This is a genomic window from Mesorhizobium sp. CO1-1-8 (assembly GCF_020164875.1).
Classification (GTDB): Bacteria; Pseudomonadota; Alphaproteobacteria; order Rhizobiales; family Rhizobiaceae; genus Mesorhizobium.
The window spans coordinates 178,091-196,155 of sequence record NZ_JAIUGZ010000007.1; the positions used below are offsets into that span (position 1 = coordinate 178,091).

Here is an 18,065-nt window from a genome sequence, read left to right on the forward strand (position 1 = left end):
GGCCGGCCGCATGGAGCCGGCCGACCGCAAGATTTTCTGGCTCAGGCCAGATCGATGTCGAGGATCGCCATCGAAAAATTGTAGTCGCCGTCGTCCTCGTCCTTGAAGACGATGCCGAGGAATTCGTCGCCGACATAGACCTCGGCCGAATCGTCCTTGCGCGGCCGCGCCTTGACCTCGAGCTTGGGGTTTTGGAAGACGCGCTTGAAATAGGCGTCCAGCTTTCTGATTTCGTCCGGCTTCAACAGTCTTCTCCGATCATCGGGCTTGCTCGTTCGAACGCGCTTCTGGCACGTCGACAATGGCGATGTAAAGGCAAGCGGCCTGATAAGACGAGACAACCACCACTCATGCCCGCGGCCGGAATCCGGCAGCAGGCGGCGGTCTCGCGAAAATCAGATGTCGAAGCTGACGACCTGATCCATCGTCTGCGACGGCAGAAGCTGGTCCATCTGGCGCGACGGCTGATCGCAGCCGGTCTCGCCGACGACGCGGGCCGGCACGCCGGCAACCGTCTTGTTGTGCGGCACCGGCGACAGCACCACCGAGCCTGCCGCGATCTTCGAGCAATGGCCGATTTCGATGTTGCCGAGGATCTTGGCGCCGGCACCGATCAGAACGCCGTAGCGGATCTTGGGATGCCGGTCGCCGCCGGCCTTGCCCGTACCGCCCAGCGTCACGCCATGCAGGATCGACACATCGTCCTCGATGACCGCGGTCTCGCCGACCACGAGGCCGGTTGCGTGGTCGATGAAGATGCCCTTGCCGATGCGGGCGGCCGGGTTGATGTCGGTCTGGAAGACCGAGGACGAGCGGCTCTGCAGATAGAGCGCAAAATCCTTGCGCCCCTGGTTCCACAGCCAATGCGCCAGCCGATGGGTCTGGATGGCGTGGAAACCCTTGAAATAGAGCACAGGCATGATGAAGCGGTCGCAGGCCGGATCGCGATCGTAATAGGCCTGGATGTCGACACGCACCGTCGTCGGCCACTCCTTGTCGTCGGCCAGCATGGACTTGAACGTCTGGCGGATGAGATCGGAGCCGATGTCCTGGTGCGCCAGCCGCTCGGCCAGCCGATGAATGACCGCCTCTTCCAGGCTGTCCTGGTTGAGGATGGTCGAATAGAGGAATGCAGCGAGCAGCGGGTCGCGGTTGACAGCCTCCATGGCCTCGTCGCGGATCGAACGCCAGATCGGATCGACCGGCTTCAATGCGCTGTGTCGGGAAATGCTGATGCTGTTCATCGCCGTCTCGTCCTGCGTCCTGCCTGGCTTGCCTGTCGTGCTTGCCAGTTGCCTGGCCGCACATATAAGCCAGATCATAGCACGATTGAACTCAATTTTCCTTAGTGCTTTGTCAAATGGATTTGGTTCGCGGGAATTCAAGCAGCCATGGAAAACGAACCCTTGATCGACGACGCGCTGAAAAGCGAGCTCTCAGGGCTCTACCGGGCACAGGGCCGCCACTACCACAACCTTGCCCATATCGAGGCGATGCTGGCGCTGGCAGGCGACTATCGAGAATTGCTCTGCGACCCCGGGGCGATCGAAGCGGCGATCTGGTTCCACGATGCCATCTATGACAGCAGGGCCAAGGATAATGAGGCGCAAAGTGCCGCCCTTGCCGAAAAAAAGCTGGCGGGCCGTTCAAATCCCTCACGCCTCAACCGCATCTCGGCAATGATCGTCGCCACCGCCACGCACGAGGTGCCGCCGTTCGACGACGCGACGGCCACACGGGACGCAAGTCTTTTTCTGGATATGGACCTGTCGATCCTGGGAGTCGCGCCGGATGCCTTCGACGCCTATGAGCGCGCCGTGCGGCGCGAGTATCACTGGGTGGAGGAGCCGATGTGGCGGGCTGGACGCAGCGCGGTCCTGAAGGATTTCCTTGCCCGCCCGCATATCTTCCACACTGAAGAGTTTCGCCAACGCTTCGAACCGCAGGCCAGGGAAAACATCACGCGGTCGCTTAAGACCCTTACTACCGGCTAGGGGGCAATCAGGTATAAGCGCCCATGGTCGGATGCCATTGACTCAGGAGCCTACCCCGCTCCCCTCGCCGTCCGCTCAGAGCGGATTTTCGGCATAGAACTCCAGCACGCGCTGCTTGAAGGTCTTGTCCCCGACGGCCAGCATATGATCCCGGCCTTCGATGTGAAAGGCCCTGGCGTTCGGCATCAATGCCGCGAGTTCATCGGGCGAACCGCCAATGTCGTCCGTCGTGCCGACTGCGACCAGCGTCGGCTGGGCGATGCGGGCGATATCCTGCTCGCTCAGCAATTCTCGCGATTTGGCGATACAAGCGGCCAGCGCACGGCGATCGCTGCGGGTCTGGTCGGCGAAGGCGCGAAACGACCGGCCGCGCGGATGGCTGGTCGCGGCCGGATCATCCGCAAGAAGGGCCGCTGCAATAGGATCCCAATCGCCAACGCCATCGATCATGCCGATGCCGAGACCGCCGAAGACCAGCGTCGCCACCTTGTTCGGATCGGACAGCGCCATGAATGCCGCGATGCGGGCGCCCATCGAATAGCCCATGACATGGGCGCGCTCGATGCCGAGATGGCCGAGCAAGGCAGCGGCATCGGAGGCCATCTTGACCGGCGTGTAGTCGGCCTCCTCATAGCTCTTCGACGACGAGCCGTGGCCGCGGTTGTCGAAGGCGATGGCGCGGTAGCCGGCATCGTTCAGCGTCTTGAACCAGCCGGGCGACACCCAGTTCACATAATGGCTCGAGGCAAAGCCATGGATCATCAGCACCGGATCGCCCTCGCCCGATTCCGGCTGGCGGTCGAGGAAAGCAAGATCGAAGCCGTCATGGGTGAAAAACTGCATCAGCGACCCCGCTTGTGCACTCAACCGCCACCGCCACTGGGCGCATCGCCATTGTCGGCGGGCGGCATGCTCGGGCCGGACACCGTGCCCACCGCCGGATGGCGTAACAGGTCGCCATACTCGATGCCGTTCCTGGCGGCGGTGCCTGCCTTGAGTTCGAGCACGAAGCGCACCGGTACGCCTGGCGAAATGACGGCGTCTGATTGCGGCTCGCCGTGCTTGACCGCCCGGATCTTGCCATCCTGGCCGACAAAGATCAGATCAAGCGGCATCGGGGTGTTGTGCATCCAGAAGCCAACCTGCTGCTGGACCTCGAAGACGAACAGCATGCCGTGGTCGTCCGCCATGTCCTGGCGATACATCAAACCGGCCTCGCGCTCCGCGGCGGTGTCGGCGACTTCGATGGAAAAAGAGCGATCACCGCCTTTCGTCACCACGACCAGTGGCGCCGGATCGGCCGGAAGGATCATCGCCTGGCTGTCCGCCGAGGACGGCTTTTCGGTATAGAAGTAACCACCGGCGGCAGCGACGACAGCAATCGCGCACATCGCGCCCGCAGTCAGCCAGTTCCTGTAAGCCATTCGAGATCCTCGGCCGGAAATCGTCCTAGTGCGAGACCGGCAAGGTCCCCATATCGGGGTGAATTTCGGCGGCCATAAGGCCTTTGTCGCCGCGCCCGAAACGAACCAGCACGACCTGCCCCGGCCGAAGCTCGGTGATACCGTAACGGCGCAAGGTCTCCATATGGACGAAGATGTCCTCTGTGCCCTCGCCGCGGGTGAGAAAACCAAACCCCTTGGTGCGGTTGAACCATTTCACCAAGGCGCGTTCGAGACCGCTCTCCGGCGTCACCGCGACATGGGTGCGCTGCTCCTGCATCTCGGCCGGGTGCACCGCGGTGGTGACATCCATGGAGAGCACCCGGAAGGCCTGCAATCCGCGGTCGCCATGCTTGACGAGGCAGACCACGCGTGCGCCCTCCAGAGCCGTCTGGAAACCGTCCCTTCGAAGACATGTCACATGGAGGAGGATGTCGCCCGAGATGCCGTCATCCGGCAGAATGAAACCGTAGCCCTTGGCCACATCGAACCACTTGATGGCGCCGGCTATTTCGAGCAGGTCCGCGGCATCGCCGCCTTCGTCATGCTGCAAGGCGTCGCCGAGGGGTCCGTCCCGCCCCGTCAAAGAGGCCTTTTCCCCCATAAGAATGCCCCCTTTTTTCAAGAACACCGCAACTGATTCTTGCCAACAGATTAACACTGCGGCTTCCGGTGTGTGCAAGACCTGCCGTGCCTTTTTTCACGGTTCATTTGGGCAATACCGGATTTGTTCTTTGCCGGCATTGCGCACCGCCGCACGATTGCCCTTTGACAAGGCCGACCCTATGTTGCGCCGCAACGCAATTTATCGAGGAAATCACATGCGCTATCTGCACACCATGATCCGCGTCGCCGACGTCGATGCCTCGCTCGACTTCTACTGCAACAAGCTCGGCCTCAAGGAAGTGCGCCGCTACGAAAACGAGCAGGGCCGCTTCACGCTGATCTTCCTCGCGGCTTCCGAAGACGAGCAAAGCGGCATCGCCGACAAGGCACCGCTGGTCGAACTGACCTACAATTGGGATCCGGAAGACTACAAGGGCGGGCGCAATTTCGGCCACCTCGCCTATGAGGTCGACGACATCTACGCCACCTGCCAGCATCTGATGGACAATGGCGTCATCATCAACCGGCCGCCGCGCGACGGCAACATGGCTTTCGTCAAATCGCCGGACGGCATTTCGATCGAGCTTCTGCAGAAGGGCCCGGCCAAGGCCAAGGCAGAGCCCTGGGCTTCGATGGCGAACACCGGAAGCTGGTAGCCGATCACGCTGTCTTGAGCGGACAATGCCAGACTGACGGGCCGGTACCGTTTGGTTTTTCAGGGGCGGCGCCTATCTTTCTGGCTGGGCGCCAGGCTTGGGCCGGCGCTCAGCCATGCAACAGGCGCTTGCCCAGGAGAATTCATGCCGACCAGCCATGCCGACGTCGCCACCGAACATGCCAGCCGCTACCTGCAGCAGCTGTGCAAGCACTGGGCGCACAAATTTCCAGTCGAGTTCGGTCCCACCCATGGCTCCATCGATCTCTCAATGGGCCGTACCGTCATGGATGCCGATGCGGCGACGCTGCATATCACGGTGTCGACTGACGAAGCAGGATCGATCGAGCGCCTGGAAAGCGTTGTCGCCGATCACATCAAGCGCTTTGCTTTCCGCGAAGAACTGACCTTCGACTGGAAGCCCGCTCCAGCAGCCTAGTTGGCGACTTACTTCTCAGCGGCCTGAGCGGCCATCTCCAGCAGCGCCTGCACGGAGCGCCAATTGCGCGCAGTGCCCGGCACTTTCAGCGTGCGCGGGATCAGGCCGGCAAACACCGATTTGCCCAGCCCGTCCGGTGCGCTGAGGTACAGCACATCGCCCTTGATCTCGAAGCGTTCGGGGCCGGTGCACTTTTCGGTCAGCCGCGCCATCTCGTCCGCTGTCGGCTCGCGCTCAAGCACATAGGCGTGCAGCTTCGTGTGGTCCGCGGCAACTTCCGGGTAAGGGTTTTCGTTCACCAGCCGCTCGAACCAGGAGAGATCGCGCACCATGATGCGCGAATGGAACCCCCATTTCTTCTCGAAGGCTGCTTCGAGCTGTTTCGCCAGTGCCGCCGCGTCGCCCTTCTTCGCCCGGAACACGGCGTTGCCGCTCTGCACGTAGGTGGCGACGTCGGAAAAGCCGAGCCCCTCGAAGAACGACCGCAGCTCCGCCATCTTGACGATGCGGTTGCCGCCGACATTGATGCCGGAAAACAGCGCGACGAAGATTTTTCCTGCCTCCTTGCCGCTCATATGATGAACCCGGCCAGCGTCTCGTTGTCGGTGATGTCCTGATACTGGACGCCCTCGGCCTCGAACTTCGCCTTGAGCAGATCGAAATTGCGGCGGTCCCTGGTTTCGATGCCGATCAGCACCGAACCGAAATTGCGCGCCGATTTCTTCAGATACTCGAAACGGGCGATGTCGTCGTCGGGCCCGAGCAGTTCGAGGAAGTCGCGCAGCGCGCCCGGCCGCTGCGGAAAACGGATGATGAAGTATTTCTTCAGGCCCTCGAAGCGCAACGCCCGTTCCTTGACGTCCGGCAGCCGCTCGAAATCGAAATTGCCGCCCGAAACCACGGCGACGATGGTCTTGCCCCTCATCTCCTTCTTGGAGAAATCCTTGAGCGCATCGATCGCCAGCGCGCCGGCCGGCTCCAGCACCACGCCTTCGACGTTGAGCATTTCGATCATGGTGGCGCAGAGCCGGTTTTCCGGGATCAGCCGCACCGTGTCGGCCGGAAAATCCTTGAGATGACGCAATGGCTCGCGGCCGATCTCGGCTACCGCGGCGCCATCGACGAAATTGTCGACCCTGGCGAGCTTGAGCCGTTTCCCCGCCGCGAGGCTCTCGCGCAGGCTCGGCGCGCCTGCCGGTTCGCAGAAGACGAAGCGTGCTTCCCGGCCCTGATCGGCGAAATAATGGGTGACGCCCGCGGCAAGTCCGCCACCGCCGACCGGCAGCATGACGATATCGGGCATGCGGGCGCCCGGCATCTGGTCCGCGATCTCGTAGGCGACGGTTGCCTGGCCCTCGATGATGTCCTTGTGATCGAAGGGTGGCACCATATGGGCGCCGGAACTGTCGGTGAATTCCAAGGCAGCGCGATAGCAGTCGTCGAAGAAATCGCCGACCAGTCTGATCTCGATGAAATCGCCGCCGAACAGCCTGGTCTTGTCGATCTTCTGCTGCGGCGTCGTCACCGGCATGAACACAACGCCTCGCCTGCCGAAATGGCGGCAGACGAAAGCAAAGCCCTGCGCGTGGTTGCCGGCGGACGCGCAGACGAACAGTTCGGCCTCGTTGCCGGCCGCCAGTGTCTTCCGGAAGAAATTGAAGGCGCCGCGGATCTTGTAGGAGCGGACCGGGGACAGATCCTCGCGCTTCAACAGCACCCGCGCACCGGTCTTTTTCGACAGATAATCGTTTTCCTGCAAAGGCGTTTCAGGGAAGATCTGGCGGATCGCGGCGGCAGCAGCAGCAACGCGGGAAGAGAAACTGTTCATCGGAAACCACCCTTGGGAAAGCCACCTTGCGTTGCATGCTGTCCGCGGACCTCTATCATTGATCGGGTTGCGGACGTTCGGTTGTTGAGCGCCGGGACCAGGTGCGGCGCGAGCCCGCCTATTACATATCCGGCTACGCGGCGCCATCGTCCATCATGTGCGTCCTTCCGAGCGGAAATTTTGCGAAACATTTCCAGCCACTTGTGGGTGCATTCTCACGCCCCTCGCATCGGCGGCTTGAAATCCTTGTCTCTGCGGGAATTGGAAGGCCGGCGGCGACGCCGCTCATTGCGCGCATCACGCAGGCGTTTCCCGCCGTTTTGGCTTTCGCGCAACACTGCGATGACCGCAGCGGGGCGCCGATCACATTTCGACTCGACAGGACTTAGTTCTGCCGCACTCTGCCTGTCCGGGAGGTATCGTGAGGATAGACAGGCCTTTCGGCCGGAGTTGGAAATTCAGGCGTGCCTTTGAAGAAGATTTTTACCGTCGTCCTGGCCTTGTTCGTCGCCGGCTGCGCCGGCCAGCAAACACAGGAATTGCTTGGCAGCGCCATGGTGTCCGCGCCGGTGACGGAGATCGCCGGCAACCACTCGATCTTCATCGCCACGACGCGCAAGAAATCCGACGATCCCAACAAGGTTTTCGACGGCGAACGCTCGGCGACGCTGAACTATGCCCGCGTCAACGTCACCGTTCCGGGGCTTCACAAGACCGGCCAGATCGAGCGCCGCTCGCGCGGCAAGTCGGACGACCCAGCCAAATATTTCATGGCTTCCGAGGTCGTCGGCTACGACACGCAGCCGAAATTCTCCAGCGCGCTCAACGCCGACATCGCGGCGCGCGGCGGCCGCGTCATGGTCTTCGTGCATGGCTATAACACCGGCTTCGATGCCGCCGTCTATCGCCTGACCCAGATCGTCCATGATTCCGGCTACCCCGGCACGCCCGTGCTGTTTTCCTGGGCATCGGGCGCCAGGACCACCGACTATGTCTATGACAAGGAAAGCGCCAGCGCTGCCCGCGACCAGCTGGAAGTGACGCTCAGGATGCTGGAGCAGTCCGGCGCGCGGCGCATCGACATCGTCGCGCATTCGCTCGGAACCTGGGTCACCATGGAAACGCTGCGCCAGATGGCCATCACCGGCGACCGCGATCTCGGCGGCAAGCTCGGCGACGTGGTGCTGGCCTCGCCCGATATCGATGTCGACGTGTTCAAGAGCCAGATGCGGCGCTATGGCAAACCCGACAAGCCGTTCATCCTGCTGTTGTCGGACGACGACCGCGCGCTGCGGCTCTCCGGCCTGATCGCCGGTTCACGGCCGCGCGTCGGCGACTACAAGGATGCCGCCGATCTTGCCTCCTATGGCGTGACGGTCGTCGACCTGTCCAAGGTCAAGGGATCGGACAGCTTCAACCATACGAAGTTCGCCGACAATCCGACGCTGGTGAAGATGATCGGCCAGCGGCTGCGCGAGGATGACGGCTTTGCCAGCGACCGTGACGTGACCGACCGCATCAGCCTGCTTGGCCAATAGGTGCGGTCCCGCGGTTTTCGCCCTGCCTGCCCGGCATCGCGAACGTATGGGTTCACTTTGAACTGGACCGCGCCGGTCTCTGGCCTTATCGGAATAGCCAGCGACGTCACGCGTTTGACGTCCCCTTTTGCGGGAGCCTGCGTGTGACCGTGCGTTCGAAGAGCTACCTCGTCGTTGCATTGGCGCTCGCTGTCACCGGCTGCGCCGGCGGGAAAACGCACGACCTGCTCAACAGGACGACGGTTTCGGTGCCCGCTTCCGACATCGCGGCCACGCATGAAATCTTCGTCGCCACCACCCGCCAGAGGGCAACCAAGGATCCGCGACAGGTGTACGATGGCGATCGCTCGCTGACCACCAGCTTTGCCCGTGTCGATGTCACCGTTCCGAAAAGCCATCAGGTCGGCGCCATCGAACGGGCCAAGGGATCCGCAAACAGCAATCCTGCCAAGGATTTTACCGCCAAGGACGTCACCTTCTACGAGGGCGCGCCGCAATTCGCCAAGGCGGTCGGCGCCGACATTTCCATGCGCGGCGACCGTGCGCTGGTTTTCGTGCACGGCTTCAACAACGGTTTCGATGACGGCATCTACCGACTGACGCAGATCGCGCACGACACGAAATATCCCGGCACCCCGGTGCTGTTCTCATGGGCGTCGAGCGGCAAGACGACCGGCTACATCTACGATAAGGAAAGCGCCAATGCGGCGCGCGACGACCTCGAAGCGACGCTCAGGATGCTGGCCAAAACCAAGGTCAAGAGCATCGACATCATCGCCCATTCGATGGGAACCTGGGTGACGATGGAGGCGCTGCGCCAGCTTGCCATCACCGGCGACCGCGATCTCGACGGCAAGCTCGGCTATGTCATCCTGGCCTCGCCCGACATCGATGTCGACGTCTTCAAGAAACAGATGATCCGCTACGGCAAACCGGACAAGCCGTTCGCCATCCTGCTTTCCGGCGACGACCGTGCGCTCAAACTTTCGTCCCTGATCTCCGGTGACAAGCCGCGTGTCGGCGACTACGGCAACGCCGCCGACCTTGCCAGCTATGGCGTGTCCGTGGTCGACCTGACCCAGGCCAAGGGCGGCGACCGCCTCAACCACGCCAAATTCGCCGACAACCCCATCATGGTGCAACTGCTCGGCGACCGGCTGCGGGCGCCGGCGGGCCTCGCCTCGGACGAACCCGATCCGACACAGCTCAACAATCTTGGTCAAGGCCTCGGCAAGGCCGTCGGCTCCGTCGCCGAGATCGTCATCACCACGCCGTTCAAGGTGCTGACCATCGTCACCGGCGGGTGAGCAGCAGAGCGCCGATGGCTGATCTCAAACGAACAGATCGACTTTCTGGAAGGTCGTCACGTCGATCAAGCCGACGTCCGAAATCCTGAGTTCGGGAATGACGACCAGCGCCAGCAGCGAGTGCTGCATGTAGGCGTTGTTCAGCGAACAGCCCATCTTGCGCATCGCCTCGGTTAGTTTCTCCGCCTTTGCCGCAACGATTTCGGCTCGCTCATCCGACATCAAGCCGGCGATCGGCATCTCGACCAGCGCCAATTCCTTGCCCTTGGAAAACAGCACGACGCCGCCGCCGACCTCCCCCAGCCGGTTTACCGCCAGCGCCATGTCCTGCTTGTTGGTGCCGACGCAGATGATGTGGTGGGCGTCATGCGCCACGCTGGATGCCAGGGCGCAGTCGCCCATATAGCCGAAGCCGGAGACGAAGGCGTTGGTGACGCCGCCCGTGCCCCGGTGGCGCTCGACCAGGGCGATCTGGCAAATGTCGTTGCGGCGGTCCATGCCGACCAGCCCGTCCTCGACCGGCAGATCGGCCTCCAGCGCGCGCGTCGGCGCCTGGTTCTCGATGACGCCGATGACACGCACCCGCACCTCGTTGGCGCCTTTGGGGGCGGCGATATCGAAGTCATCGCCCTTCAGCTTCTTGCCGAGCTTGACGGTGTTCTTCGCCGTCCCGGGGTAGTCATAGGCCGGAATGTCGATTTCGAGCTTGCCGCCCTTGGCCAGCCTGACGCCGCGTGCATAGACCTCGTCGATGGTCATTGCCGCGAGATCCGAGACGATCAGCAGGTCGGCCAACCGGCCCGGCGCGATCGAGCCGATCTCGCGCTCCAGTTTGAAATGCTGGGCGGTGTTGAGCGTCGCCATCTGGATCGCCGTCACCGGCTTCAACCCCTGTTGAATGGCGTGGCGCACCACGCGGTCCATATGGCCTTCCTGGACCAGCGTGCCGGAATGGCTGTCGTCGGTGCACAGGATGAAGTTGCGCGGATCGATGCCGCTCTCCGTCACCGCCTTGATCTGCGAGGCGACGTCGTACCAGGCTGAGCCCAGCCGCAGCATCGCCTTCATGCCCTGGCGCACGCGGGCGATGGCGTCCTCGGCGCGCGTGCCCTCATGATCGTCCTCGGGGCCGCCGGCGACATAGCCATGGAACGGCAGGCCGAGATCGCGCGAGGCATAGTGGCCGCCGACCGTCTTGCCTGCATTGACCGTCGCCGCGATCTCGCCCGACATGACAGGATCATTGGCGGCGACACCGGGGAAATTCATCACTTCGCCCAAGCCTATAATGTTCTCCCAGGTCATCGCTTCAGCGACATCGGCGACCGTCAACTCGGCGCCGGCATGTTCCAGCCCAGGCGCCGAAGGCACGCAGGAGGGCATCTGCACATGCACGTTGATGGGCATGGCAACGGCCTCGTCATGCATCAGTCGCACGCCGGGCAGGCCCAGCACATTGGCGATCTCGTGCGGGTCGATGAACATCGAGGTGGTGCCGTGCGGAATGACGGCACGGCAGAACTCGGTCACCGTCACCATGCCGCTTTCGACATGCATATGCGCGTCGCAGAGACCGGGCACCAGATAGCGCCCGCCGGCGTCGACCACCTTCGTGCCCTGGCCGATGGCATGGCTGGCATTCGGCCCGCAATAAGCGAAGCGGCCGCCGGCAATGGCGATGTCGGTGCCGGCGATGACCTCGCCCGAATGGACATTCACCCAGCGACCGTTGCGCACGACCAGGTCAGCGGGCTTCCGCCCCATCGCGACATCGACCAGATGTGTCGCCATCTCGGTCCATGGTCTGGGTTTCGCGGGCCTTGCGGGCTTGGCTTTCGTCATTGGCGATTCCTCGGTTGCGGCCAGTGTCGCAAATGTCGGCGGGCGCCGCCAGAGCCGTTGGTCCGACATCCGGCGGCAGGCAGGGCTTGTTGACTAATCCGGCTAAAACGCGATGCTGACCGCGGACCGAGCCATTTGAGGGAAAACATGACCCGTTTTTGGAAAGCGTTCGCCATCGTCATCTTGTTCGCAGCGTCGACCACTTTTGCTGTCGCCGAGGAACGTTGGCAGACCTTGCCGGAGCCGACGGCCATGCCCAAACCTGATCGGAGCGGATATGCGCCGGTGAACGGCATCCAGATGTACTACGCCGTTTTCGGCGCGGGCGACCCGGTGCTGCTCATCCATGGCGGCCTCGGCCACGCCGACATCTGGGCCAGCCAGGTGGCCACGCTTTCCAAAACGCACAAGGTGATAGTCGCCGACAGCCGCGGCCACGGTCGCTCCACCCGCACCGAGCAGCCTTACGGCTACGACTTGATGGCGTCGGACTATCTGGCGCTGCTCGACTACCTGAAGATCGACAAGACCGCGCTTGTCGGCTGGAGCGATGGCGGCATTATCGGCATCGACATCGCGCTGCATCATCCGGAGCGGCTGACAAGGCTCTTTGCCCAAGCCGCCAACGTAACCACCGATGGCCTCGATCCGGGCGTGATGACCAACAAGACCTTTGCCGCCTACATCGACCGTTCCGGCCGCGACTACAAGAGGATGTCGAAGACGCCGGACCAGTATGACGCCTTCGTGGCGCAGATGAGCCATATGTGGGAGAGCGAGCCGGCGTGGAGCAAGGAACAGCTCGCTGAGATAACCACGCCGACGGCGATCGTTGCCGGCGACCATGATGAGGCGATCAAGCGCGAACACACCGAATACATCGCCTCCGTCATCCCGGGCGCGAAGCTGATCTTTCTGCCCAACGCCAGTCATTTCGCCATGCTGCAAGCGCCGGATGAATATAGCCAGGCTGTGCTGGACTTCATCGACGCCAAGTAGAGGATTCTGTGCGGCGACAGGGGGATTGCGATTGCGGCGAATGCGGTTATCCTTCTAGCGATCTTTCTGAATCATCATTTCGGGGAGTTCGATGCGTCGCCTGATGATCGCAAGTGCCGGTTTTCTTGCCGCTCTGGCCGCGCCGGCTTTTGCAGCCGACCCAACGGTCGACGTGCCGATGACCGCGCCCGGCTTCGACTGGACAGGCTACTACGCCGGTCTGCAGGCCGGCTATGGCTGGGGCCAATCCGATATTTCAGTGACGGAAGGCGCGCCGTTTTCCATCACGCCCGACATTGACGGCGGTTTCATCGGCGGCCATGTCGCCGGCCTGTGGCAGTTCGACCAGGCGGTGCTCGGCGCCCAGGCGGACCTCAACTATTCCTCCATCGACGGCACAGCGGAATCGGGCCTGGGAAGCCCATTTGGCACCGACATCAAGTGGTTCGGGTCGGTCAACGCCAAAGCTGGCTATGCCATGGATCGCCTGCTGGTTTACGGCATTGGCGGTGTCGCCTTTGCCGGCATCGAAACATCGCAAGTCGCAGGCCCGGCGTTCGCCAGCACGCGCACGAATGTCGGCTGGACCGTGGGTGCCGGTGTCGACTACGCGCTGACCGACAAGTTCGTCGTCGGCGCGCAGTATCGCTACTATGATTTCGGCTCCGAGCACTACGAGGTGGCAGAACCTTTTAACGATCGCGATCAGAACGTGAAGCTGAATGCGGTCGGGATCAATTTGAGCTACAAGTTCTGAGCAGGGCCACAATCGCGACGCTGCCGGCCCAGGCAACCACCCGAGGGGCTCTTTCATGGAAGGGCGGCCGACGCTCCCAGTGGGCGGGGGGAATGGGTTGGGCCTGAGAGGCGCCGGCCTTGGCGGATCAAATCCATCACACAGGCATCCTACCACTACCCGCCGCGCCGATAATTCCGTGATCGCGCCAGTATCATCAAGTCGCCCTGTCTGTTTGCACGTTCGGCGAACGCTCAACAACACGACTTGACGGCCTGTGTCTGGCGTCTGAAAAGGGCTGGCCTGCGGACGTGGCGGAATTGGTAGACGCAAGGGACTTAAAATCCCTCGATCTCTGATCGTACGGGTTCGATTCCCGTCGTCCGCACCACCCTTCGCTCTTCGAGCTCCGGGTGGCGGGCCACCTGAAGCTCGGCAGGTTCGAACTTCATCCGTTCAGGCGCACCAATTTCACCGGCCACGCCTTGTTCCGGCATCTCTACGCCTCGAATACTTTCTCAGTGAACCATTCCGCCAACCTGGCAAGCTCCGGCCCCAGCACGCGATCGGCGCCGACAGGCGGCACGATAGCTCTGATTTGATCGACGAAGGAGCGCAGTGCCGGCGGCGGCGTGCGTGCGGTGACGTGCAGCGCCTGCGAGGCGATCATCGCCAGCATCGCCATGGCCGCATCGACGCAGCGGCCGGCGGTCGCTTCCTTGGTCCATGCGAAGAACGCCGTCGTGGCGACGTCGTCCTGCCCCGCGCCGGCCGATTCCGTGCCCGGAATGAAGGTACGTTGCGCGGCCAGCTTGGCCTGTTCGAGATAGCCGGTGATCGCCATCGGCACATAGCCGACATTGCCATGGCCGTCACTGTCGGCTGAGTGTCGTCCGGTCATCAGCAGATCCGGCAGCAGCGACACCTTGCCGTTCAGAAGCTTCGAGGCGTGGCGGTCGCAGAGCAGGCAGATATCGGCCCATATCGCCGCCAGATCGTCCAGCGCCGGCGTCGCCATGGCGTTGTGATAGCCGCCGGTGCTGATGCAACGGCCGAGCGGATGTGCATCGTCGGGCGGGATATAGACCGGATTGTCCGATATCGAGGCCAGCGACACATCGGCCGCCCGCTCGGCCAACGACAGCGCACGATGCGCCTGGCCGAGGACGCGCGGCACGATGCGGTAGCTGACCGGCGCCTGATAATTGCGTCGCCCATCGCCGGCGTCGACCAGAAATTCCCGCAAACCCTGCAGGGCCGCGGCCTCATGCTCGTCGCCCCAGAGCGTGTCGAGGGCGGCGTCATAGTGTTCGAGCGGGGCACGAAACGCCTCGATCGACAGCGCGAACACCTGGTGCGCCATGCGGATGCGGCGGCGTGCCGCAAGCGCTGCGTCGGCCACCAGAGCGGCAGCGCAAGGCGAGCCGTTGATGAGCGAGCCGCGTTCCTTGACCTCAAGGTCGAAGCGCGTCGAAAGTTCAGCAAACAAGGGGTAGAGCGCCAGGATCTCACCGGCACCGCCCTGGCCGGAGGCCGGCACCGTCGGCATCGGCCCACCGTCGAGCATTGCGGCCACGGCAAGCGCGATGCGCGGCGTTGTGGCGGCGTTCCCCTCGATGAAGTTCGCCAGGCGGGCAAGCACAATCCCCCTGACCACGCGATCGGGCAAGGGATCGCCGAACGAGGTGGCGGCGGCAAACGCCTTGATGCGCGCATGGCGATCACGCTCGTCAGCTTCGAGCTTTCGGCTTGCCAATTCCCCCATCGCGGTTGTGACGCCATAGATGACGGGTGGCGGATCGGATTCAATCAGCCTGAGAAACGAGGCGCGGCATTCGGCGATACGCTGCAAGGCCTTCTCGTTGATCTCCACCGTGTCCTTCTTCCAGGCGACGCGGAAAACAGTGTCGAGGTTGATGTCCTCACGCTTCGACAGGCTAACTGGCATGCTTCACACCACTGGAAATAAGGGACTTAGTAGAGTGGTTCCTCGAACAGCGTCTTGTCGCCGTCGACCAGCGCCTTGATCTGCGCGGTCCCGTCGCCGGCGAGCGCAAGACGGATGCCGAATGGCCGCACCCGCATGTCGTTCTGGATCGCCATCCCCTCGCCTTCCGGCAGATAGAAGCGCTCGATACCGTAGTCCGGCGCGATGGTCGCCTCTTCGCCGCGAAGATCCCAGCCCTCGGCGACGTGGCCTGATATATCGGCTTCGTCCGCGGCGGCCGGCGTTGGCGCCTTGCCGAACCAGGCGTTCGTCGGCTGCCAATAGCCGTCGGCGCCCTTCTTCAGGCGCACGACAATCGAGGTGTCGTCGCTGGAAAATTTGTCGGGTGGAATGTTGGCGATCATCTTCACCGGGATGCGCGAAATCTCGTAGCCGAGGATAATATAGTCGCCGCGCAGGAGGTCGCGCGGATCGACAGGTTCGATCTTCAGCAGCACCTCCTTGCCGTTGCGCAGGATCGCCGCCCGGCCCGCGATGATCCAGCTCAGGAAGCCGATCTGGACGAGCGCCAGCACCAGTGCCGAGATGACAAGCCTTTTCCCGCTGATCATGCCGTGGCTCCTTTGGCAACTGGGCCCTTCATGCGTTTTTCCACGCGGATGATGACGATCGCAAGGATGCCGAGCAGCACCGCGGCGGCCAGGAAGAAACCGGCCGTATCGAGCATCCATTGCAGGGTCACCACATAGATGATGGCGAGTTCGAAGGCGAAGCCGAGATAGGCAAGCCAGCGCAAACCGCGGCTCTCCCGTCCCGCCAGCACGATTGCGGCGACAATGCCGGCCAGCGCGACGACCGAGGCGATTGCGAAACCGCTGTTGTAGGTGCTCTCATCGGCGAGTTCGAACTGGATCATTGCGAGGCCGGTGAGGAAGCCGAGCAGTGCGTGCAAGGGCAAGCGGCCGCCGAGTTGCACGACCCGGTCGACCGGATCCGGGGCGAAGACCGAGGCCGCGAACAGCAGCGCCGAGACGACGACCAGCGGGATCGCCACCTGCAGCGTGTCGTGGTTGGTGACGAGCAGCACAAGATAGAACAGAACCGACAGGATGATCAGGTGGCGCGCCGCCTGGCTGCGGGTCCAGAACGAGACGGCAAACAGCACGATCGCCATGATCACGAAGGCATGCGGAAATTCGCTGCGGCTGTAGTAATCGAAGCCTTTGAGGAACAGCCAGGCATCGGCGATGCCGACCGAAGCGACCGTCAGCGGATTAGAACGCAGCGCAACCGCCGCCAGCGCCGTGCCGGCGCCCCAGGTGACCAGAGCCGAGGCCTCGTCGCCCGAGAGATGATACATCTGGCCGATCAGCGCGATCGAGCCCCCGAAAGCCGCAGCCGCCACGATCCAGAGCGCTTCCCCGATCGCCGCATGGTCGCGCATCTTCAACAGCGCGCCGCCGACATAGCCGCCAAGGATGACCGCAAAGAGTGCCGCCACGCGCGCCAGCCGCGGGATCGCGTCCCAATTGGCGGCGACGAAAATCAGGATGGCAGCGCCGAACAGCAAGGCAGCCATCATCGCCAGGATAGAGCCGAAGCTGAGCGACTTGCGCTCGTTGGCCTCGACATCGCGCGAAAGCGAATCGGCAATGGCGGCGTCGATCAGCCCGGCCTGCAGCCAACGCGCGATATCCGCCCTGACCCGCGACGAATAGCTCGCCATGCTGCATCTCCCCCAGTTCGGTCTTTTTTTCAGCCGATCCGGTCAAACCGCTGACGCAGCGGCATTTTCCGATTCGGGTTTCTTTGTGTCAGGTCCGTGAACGCTCGTTAATGCTGCATTGCACAATTTGCATTGCTGCCATGCAGCCATAGCGCTTTTAAATCGATATGGGTCCGCCTATTTATAGTTCGTACACAAACGGAATGATCCGCAAGAAAGACGAAACGAGAACTACCATGAACCTGATCCGCAACTACCGCAACTGGCGCCGCTACAGGGACACCGTGTCCGAGCTGAGCCGCCTGAGCAACCGTGAACTGACCGACCTCGGCATCAGCCGCAGCGACATTCCTTACGTCGCTCGCAAGGCGGTCTAATTCTTCGGACCGCGAATGGTCCGAACCAGTTTTGAAAAAGAGAACGACAATGAACCTGATCCGCAACTATCGTAACTGGCGCGTTTATCGCGAGACGGTTACCGAGCTGGGTCGCCTTTCCAACCGCCAGCTGCATGATCTCGGTATCGTCCGCGACGAAATCAAGATCATCGCCCGGCAAGCCATCTAACCAGAATGGCGATCTAGACAGAATTTCGGCAGGGTCGACCTCCTCCCCGACCTTGACGAATACGGTCACCCCTTACCTCCTCCCAAGGGTTGACCACAAAAACGGCGCCCGCCGCACCTCCTCCCGCGGCGGGCGCTGTTTCCCCGAAGCAAAGTGAATTTTGCCCCAAAGGTTTCGCTCCTTTTCAAACAGCGAAAGAGTTTTCGTCAAAGCCGACCTCCTCCCCGGCGATGACGAATAGGCCCGACCTTCACCTCCTCCCGAGGGTTGGCCACAAAAACGGCGCCCGCCGCACCTCCTCCCGCGGCGGGCGCTGTTTCCCTGGAGCAAAACGAATTTTGCTCCTGAGGTTTCGCCCCTTTTAAAAAGGCGAAAGGAATTTCGTCAAAGCCGACCTCCTCCCCGGCGATGACGAATATGGTCGGCCTTCACCTCCTC

The 18,065-nt window shown here is 62.5% G+C and carries 20 protein-coding genes and 1 tRNA gene; 10 read left to right on the forward strand and 11 right to left on the reverse strand.

Going from position 1 to position 18,065, the window contains the following annotated elements:
- Positions 1–41: 41 nt before the first annotated feature.
- Positions 42–245: a DUF3126 family protein gene (locus LB558_RS16490; protein WP_013531334.1), complete on the reverse strand. Its 204-nt coding sequence runs from the start codon at positions 243–245 to the stop codon at positions 42–44.
- A gap of 150 nt (positions 246–395) precedes the next feature.
- Positions 396–1,244: a serine O-acetyltransferase gene (gene cysE, locus LB558_RS16495; RefSeq protein ID WP_013531333.1), complete on the reverse strand. Its 849-nt coding sequence runs from the start codon at positions 1,242–1,244 to the stop codon at positions 396–398.
- A 147-nt stretch (positions 1,245–1,391) separates the two neighbouring features.
- On the opposite strand from cysE, the gene LB558_RS16500 reads away from it, so the two are divergent.
- Entirely contained in the window at positions 1,392–1,994 is a 603-nt protein-coding gene (locus tag LB558_RS16500) for a hypothetical protein (RefSeq protein WP_224698523.1), read from the forward strand.
- Between the two features lie 75 nt (positions 1,995–2,069).
- Here the strand turns inward: LB558_RS16500 and LB558_RS16505 are convergent, their stop codons facing one another.
- The 3 genes from LB558_RS16505 to LB558_RS16515 are packed head-to-tail and all read right to left on the reverse strand — an operon-like array spanning position 2,070 to position 4,040.
- A complete protein-coding gene (locus LB558_RS16505; RefSeq protein ID WP_224698524.1) occupies positions 2,070–2,837 on the reverse strand; it encodes an alpha/beta fold hydrolase in 768 nt (255 codons plus the stop codon).
- A gap of 20 nt (positions 2,838–2,857) precedes the next feature.
- Positions 2,858–3,418 carry a DUF192 domain-containing protein gene (locus LB558_RS16510; RefSeq protein ID WP_224698525.1) on the reverse strand — a complete coding sequence of 187 codons (561 nt, stop codon included), beginning with the start codon at positions 3,416–3,418 and terminating at the stop codon, positions 2,858–2,860.
- Positions 3,419–3,443: 25 nt separating this feature from the next.
- Positions 3,444–4,040: a cold-shock protein gene (locus LB558_RS16515; RefSeq protein ID WP_224698641.1), complete on the reverse strand. Its 597-nt coding sequence runs from the start codon at positions 4,038–4,040 to the stop codon at positions 3,444–3,446.
- 217 nt (positions 4,041–4,257) lie between these two features.
- Here LB558_RS16515 and gloA point away from each other — a divergent pair, with 217 nt between their 5' ends.
- Both gloA and LB558_RS16525 read left to right on the forward strand, forming a co-directional pair.
- Complete coding sequence (gloA, locus tag LB558_RS16520; protein WP_027039177.1) at positions 4,258–4,698, forward strand: lactoylglutathione lyase; 441 nt, start codon at positions 4,258–4,260, stop codon at positions 4,696–4,698.
- A 144-nt stretch (positions 4,699–4,842) separates the two neighbouring features.
- Entirely contained in the window at positions 4,843–5,136 is a 294-nt protein-coding gene (locus tag LB558_RS16525) for a DUF2218 domain-containing protein (protein WP_224698526.1), read from the forward strand.
- 8 nt (positions 5,137–5,144) lie between these two features.
- Here LB558_RS16525 and LB558_RS16530 read toward each other — a convergent pair whose 3' ends face one another.
- Positions 5,145–5,711 carry a DUF1697 domain-containing protein gene (locus tag LB558_RS16530; protein WP_224698527.1) on the reverse strand — a complete coding sequence of 189 codons (567 nt, stop codon included), beginning with the start codon at positions 5,709–5,711 and terminating at the stop codon, positions 5,145–5,147.
- Positions 5,708–6,964 (reverse strand): threonine ammonia-lyase IlvA, encoded by a 1,257-nt coding sequence (gene ilvA, locus LB558_RS16535; RefSeq protein ID WP_224698529.1) that lies wholly within the window; start codon positions 6,962–6,964, stop codon positions 5,708–5,710. The genes LB558_RS16530 and ilvA overlap by 4 nt, the downstream gene beginning before the upstream one ends.
- Positions 6,965–7,428: 464 nt before the next feature.
- On the opposite strand from ilvA, the gene LB558_RS16540 reads away from it, so the two are divergent.
- Together LB558_RS16540 and LB558_RS16545 are read left to right on the forward strand one after the other, a co-directional pair.
- A complete protein-coding gene (locus LB558_RS16540; RefSeq protein ID WP_013531324.1) occupies positions 7,429–8,502 on the forward strand; it encodes an alpha/beta hydrolase in 1,074 nt (357 codons plus the stop codon).
- Positions 8,503–8,645: 143 nt separating this feature from the next.
- Positions 8,646–9,809: an alpha/beta hydrolase gene (locus LB558_RS16545; protein WP_224698530.1), complete on the forward strand. Its 1,164-nt coding sequence runs from the start codon at positions 8,646–8,648 to the stop codon at positions 9,807–9,809.
- Positions 9,810–9,833: 24 nt separating this feature from the next.
- Here LB558_RS16545 and ade read toward each other — a convergent pair whose 3' ends face one another.
- Positions 9,834–11,651, reverse strand: a complete 1,818-nt coding sequence (gene ade / locus LB558_RS16550; RefSeq protein WP_224698531.1) for an adenine deaminase — start codon at positions 11,649–11,651, stop codon at positions 9,834–9,836.
- 147 nt (positions 11,652–11,798) lie between these two features.
- On the opposite strand from ade, the gene LB558_RS16555 reads away from it, so the two are divergent.
- The 3 genes from LB558_RS16555 (at position 11,799) to LB558_RS16565 (ending at position 13,777) form a co-directional block, all read left to right on the forward strand.
- Positions 11,799–12,650, forward strand: a complete 852-nt coding sequence (locus tag LB558_RS16555) for an alpha/beta fold hydrolase (RefSeq protein WP_224698532.1) — start codon at positions 11,799–11,801, stop codon at positions 12,648–12,650.
- A gap of 91 nt (positions 12,651–12,741) precedes the next feature.
- Complete coding sequence (locus LB558_RS16560; RefSeq protein ID WP_224698533.1) at positions 12,742–13,407, forward strand: outer membrane protein; 666 nt, start codon at positions 12,742–12,744, stop codon at positions 13,405–13,407.
- A gap of 284 nt (positions 13,408–13,691) precedes the next feature.
- Positions 13,692–13,777 (forward strand) — tRNA-Leu (locus tag LB558_RS16565).
- Positions 13,778–13,885: 108 nt separating this feature from the next.
- On the opposite strand, the gene LB558_RS16570 is transcribed toward LB558_RS16565, so the two are convergent.
- From LB558_RS16570 to LB558_RS16580, 3 genes are read right to left on the reverse strand one after another with little or no spacing between them, the layout of a single operon-like run.
- Positions 13,886–15,334 (reverse strand): aromatic amino acid lyase, encoded by a 1,449-nt coding sequence (locus LB558_RS16570; protein ID WP_224698534.1) that lies wholly within the window; start codon positions 15,332–15,334, stop codon positions 13,886–13,888.
- Between the two features lie 26 nt (positions 15,335–15,360).
- Entirely contained in the window at positions 15,361–15,945 is a 585-nt protein-coding gene (locus LB558_RS16575) for a GDYXXLXY domain-containing protein (protein WP_224698535.1), read from the reverse strand.
- Complete coding sequence (locus LB558_RS16580; RefSeq protein WP_224698536.1) at positions 15,942–17,060, reverse strand: DUF2157 domain-containing protein; 1,119 nt, start codon at positions 17,058–17,060, stop codon at positions 15,942–15,944. The genes LB558_RS16575 and LB558_RS16580 overlap by 4 nt, the downstream gene beginning before the upstream one ends.
- A 236-nt stretch (positions 17,061–17,296) precedes the next feature.
- Between LB558_RS16580 and LB558_RS16585 the strand changes: the two genes are divergently transcribed.
- On the forward strand, positions 17,297–17,437 hold the full coding sequence (locus LB558_RS16585) for a DUF1127 domain-containing protein (RefSeq protein ID WP_013531315.1): 141 nt from the start codon (positions 17,297–17,299) through the stop codon (positions 17,435–17,437).
- A gap of 49 nt (positions 17,438–17,486) precedes the next feature.
- A complete protein-coding gene (locus LB558_RS16590; protein WP_013531314.1) occupies positions 17,487–17,627 on the forward strand; it encodes a DUF1127 domain-containing protein in 141 nt (46 codons plus the stop codon).
- Positions 17,628–18,065: the final 438 nt, after the last annotated feature.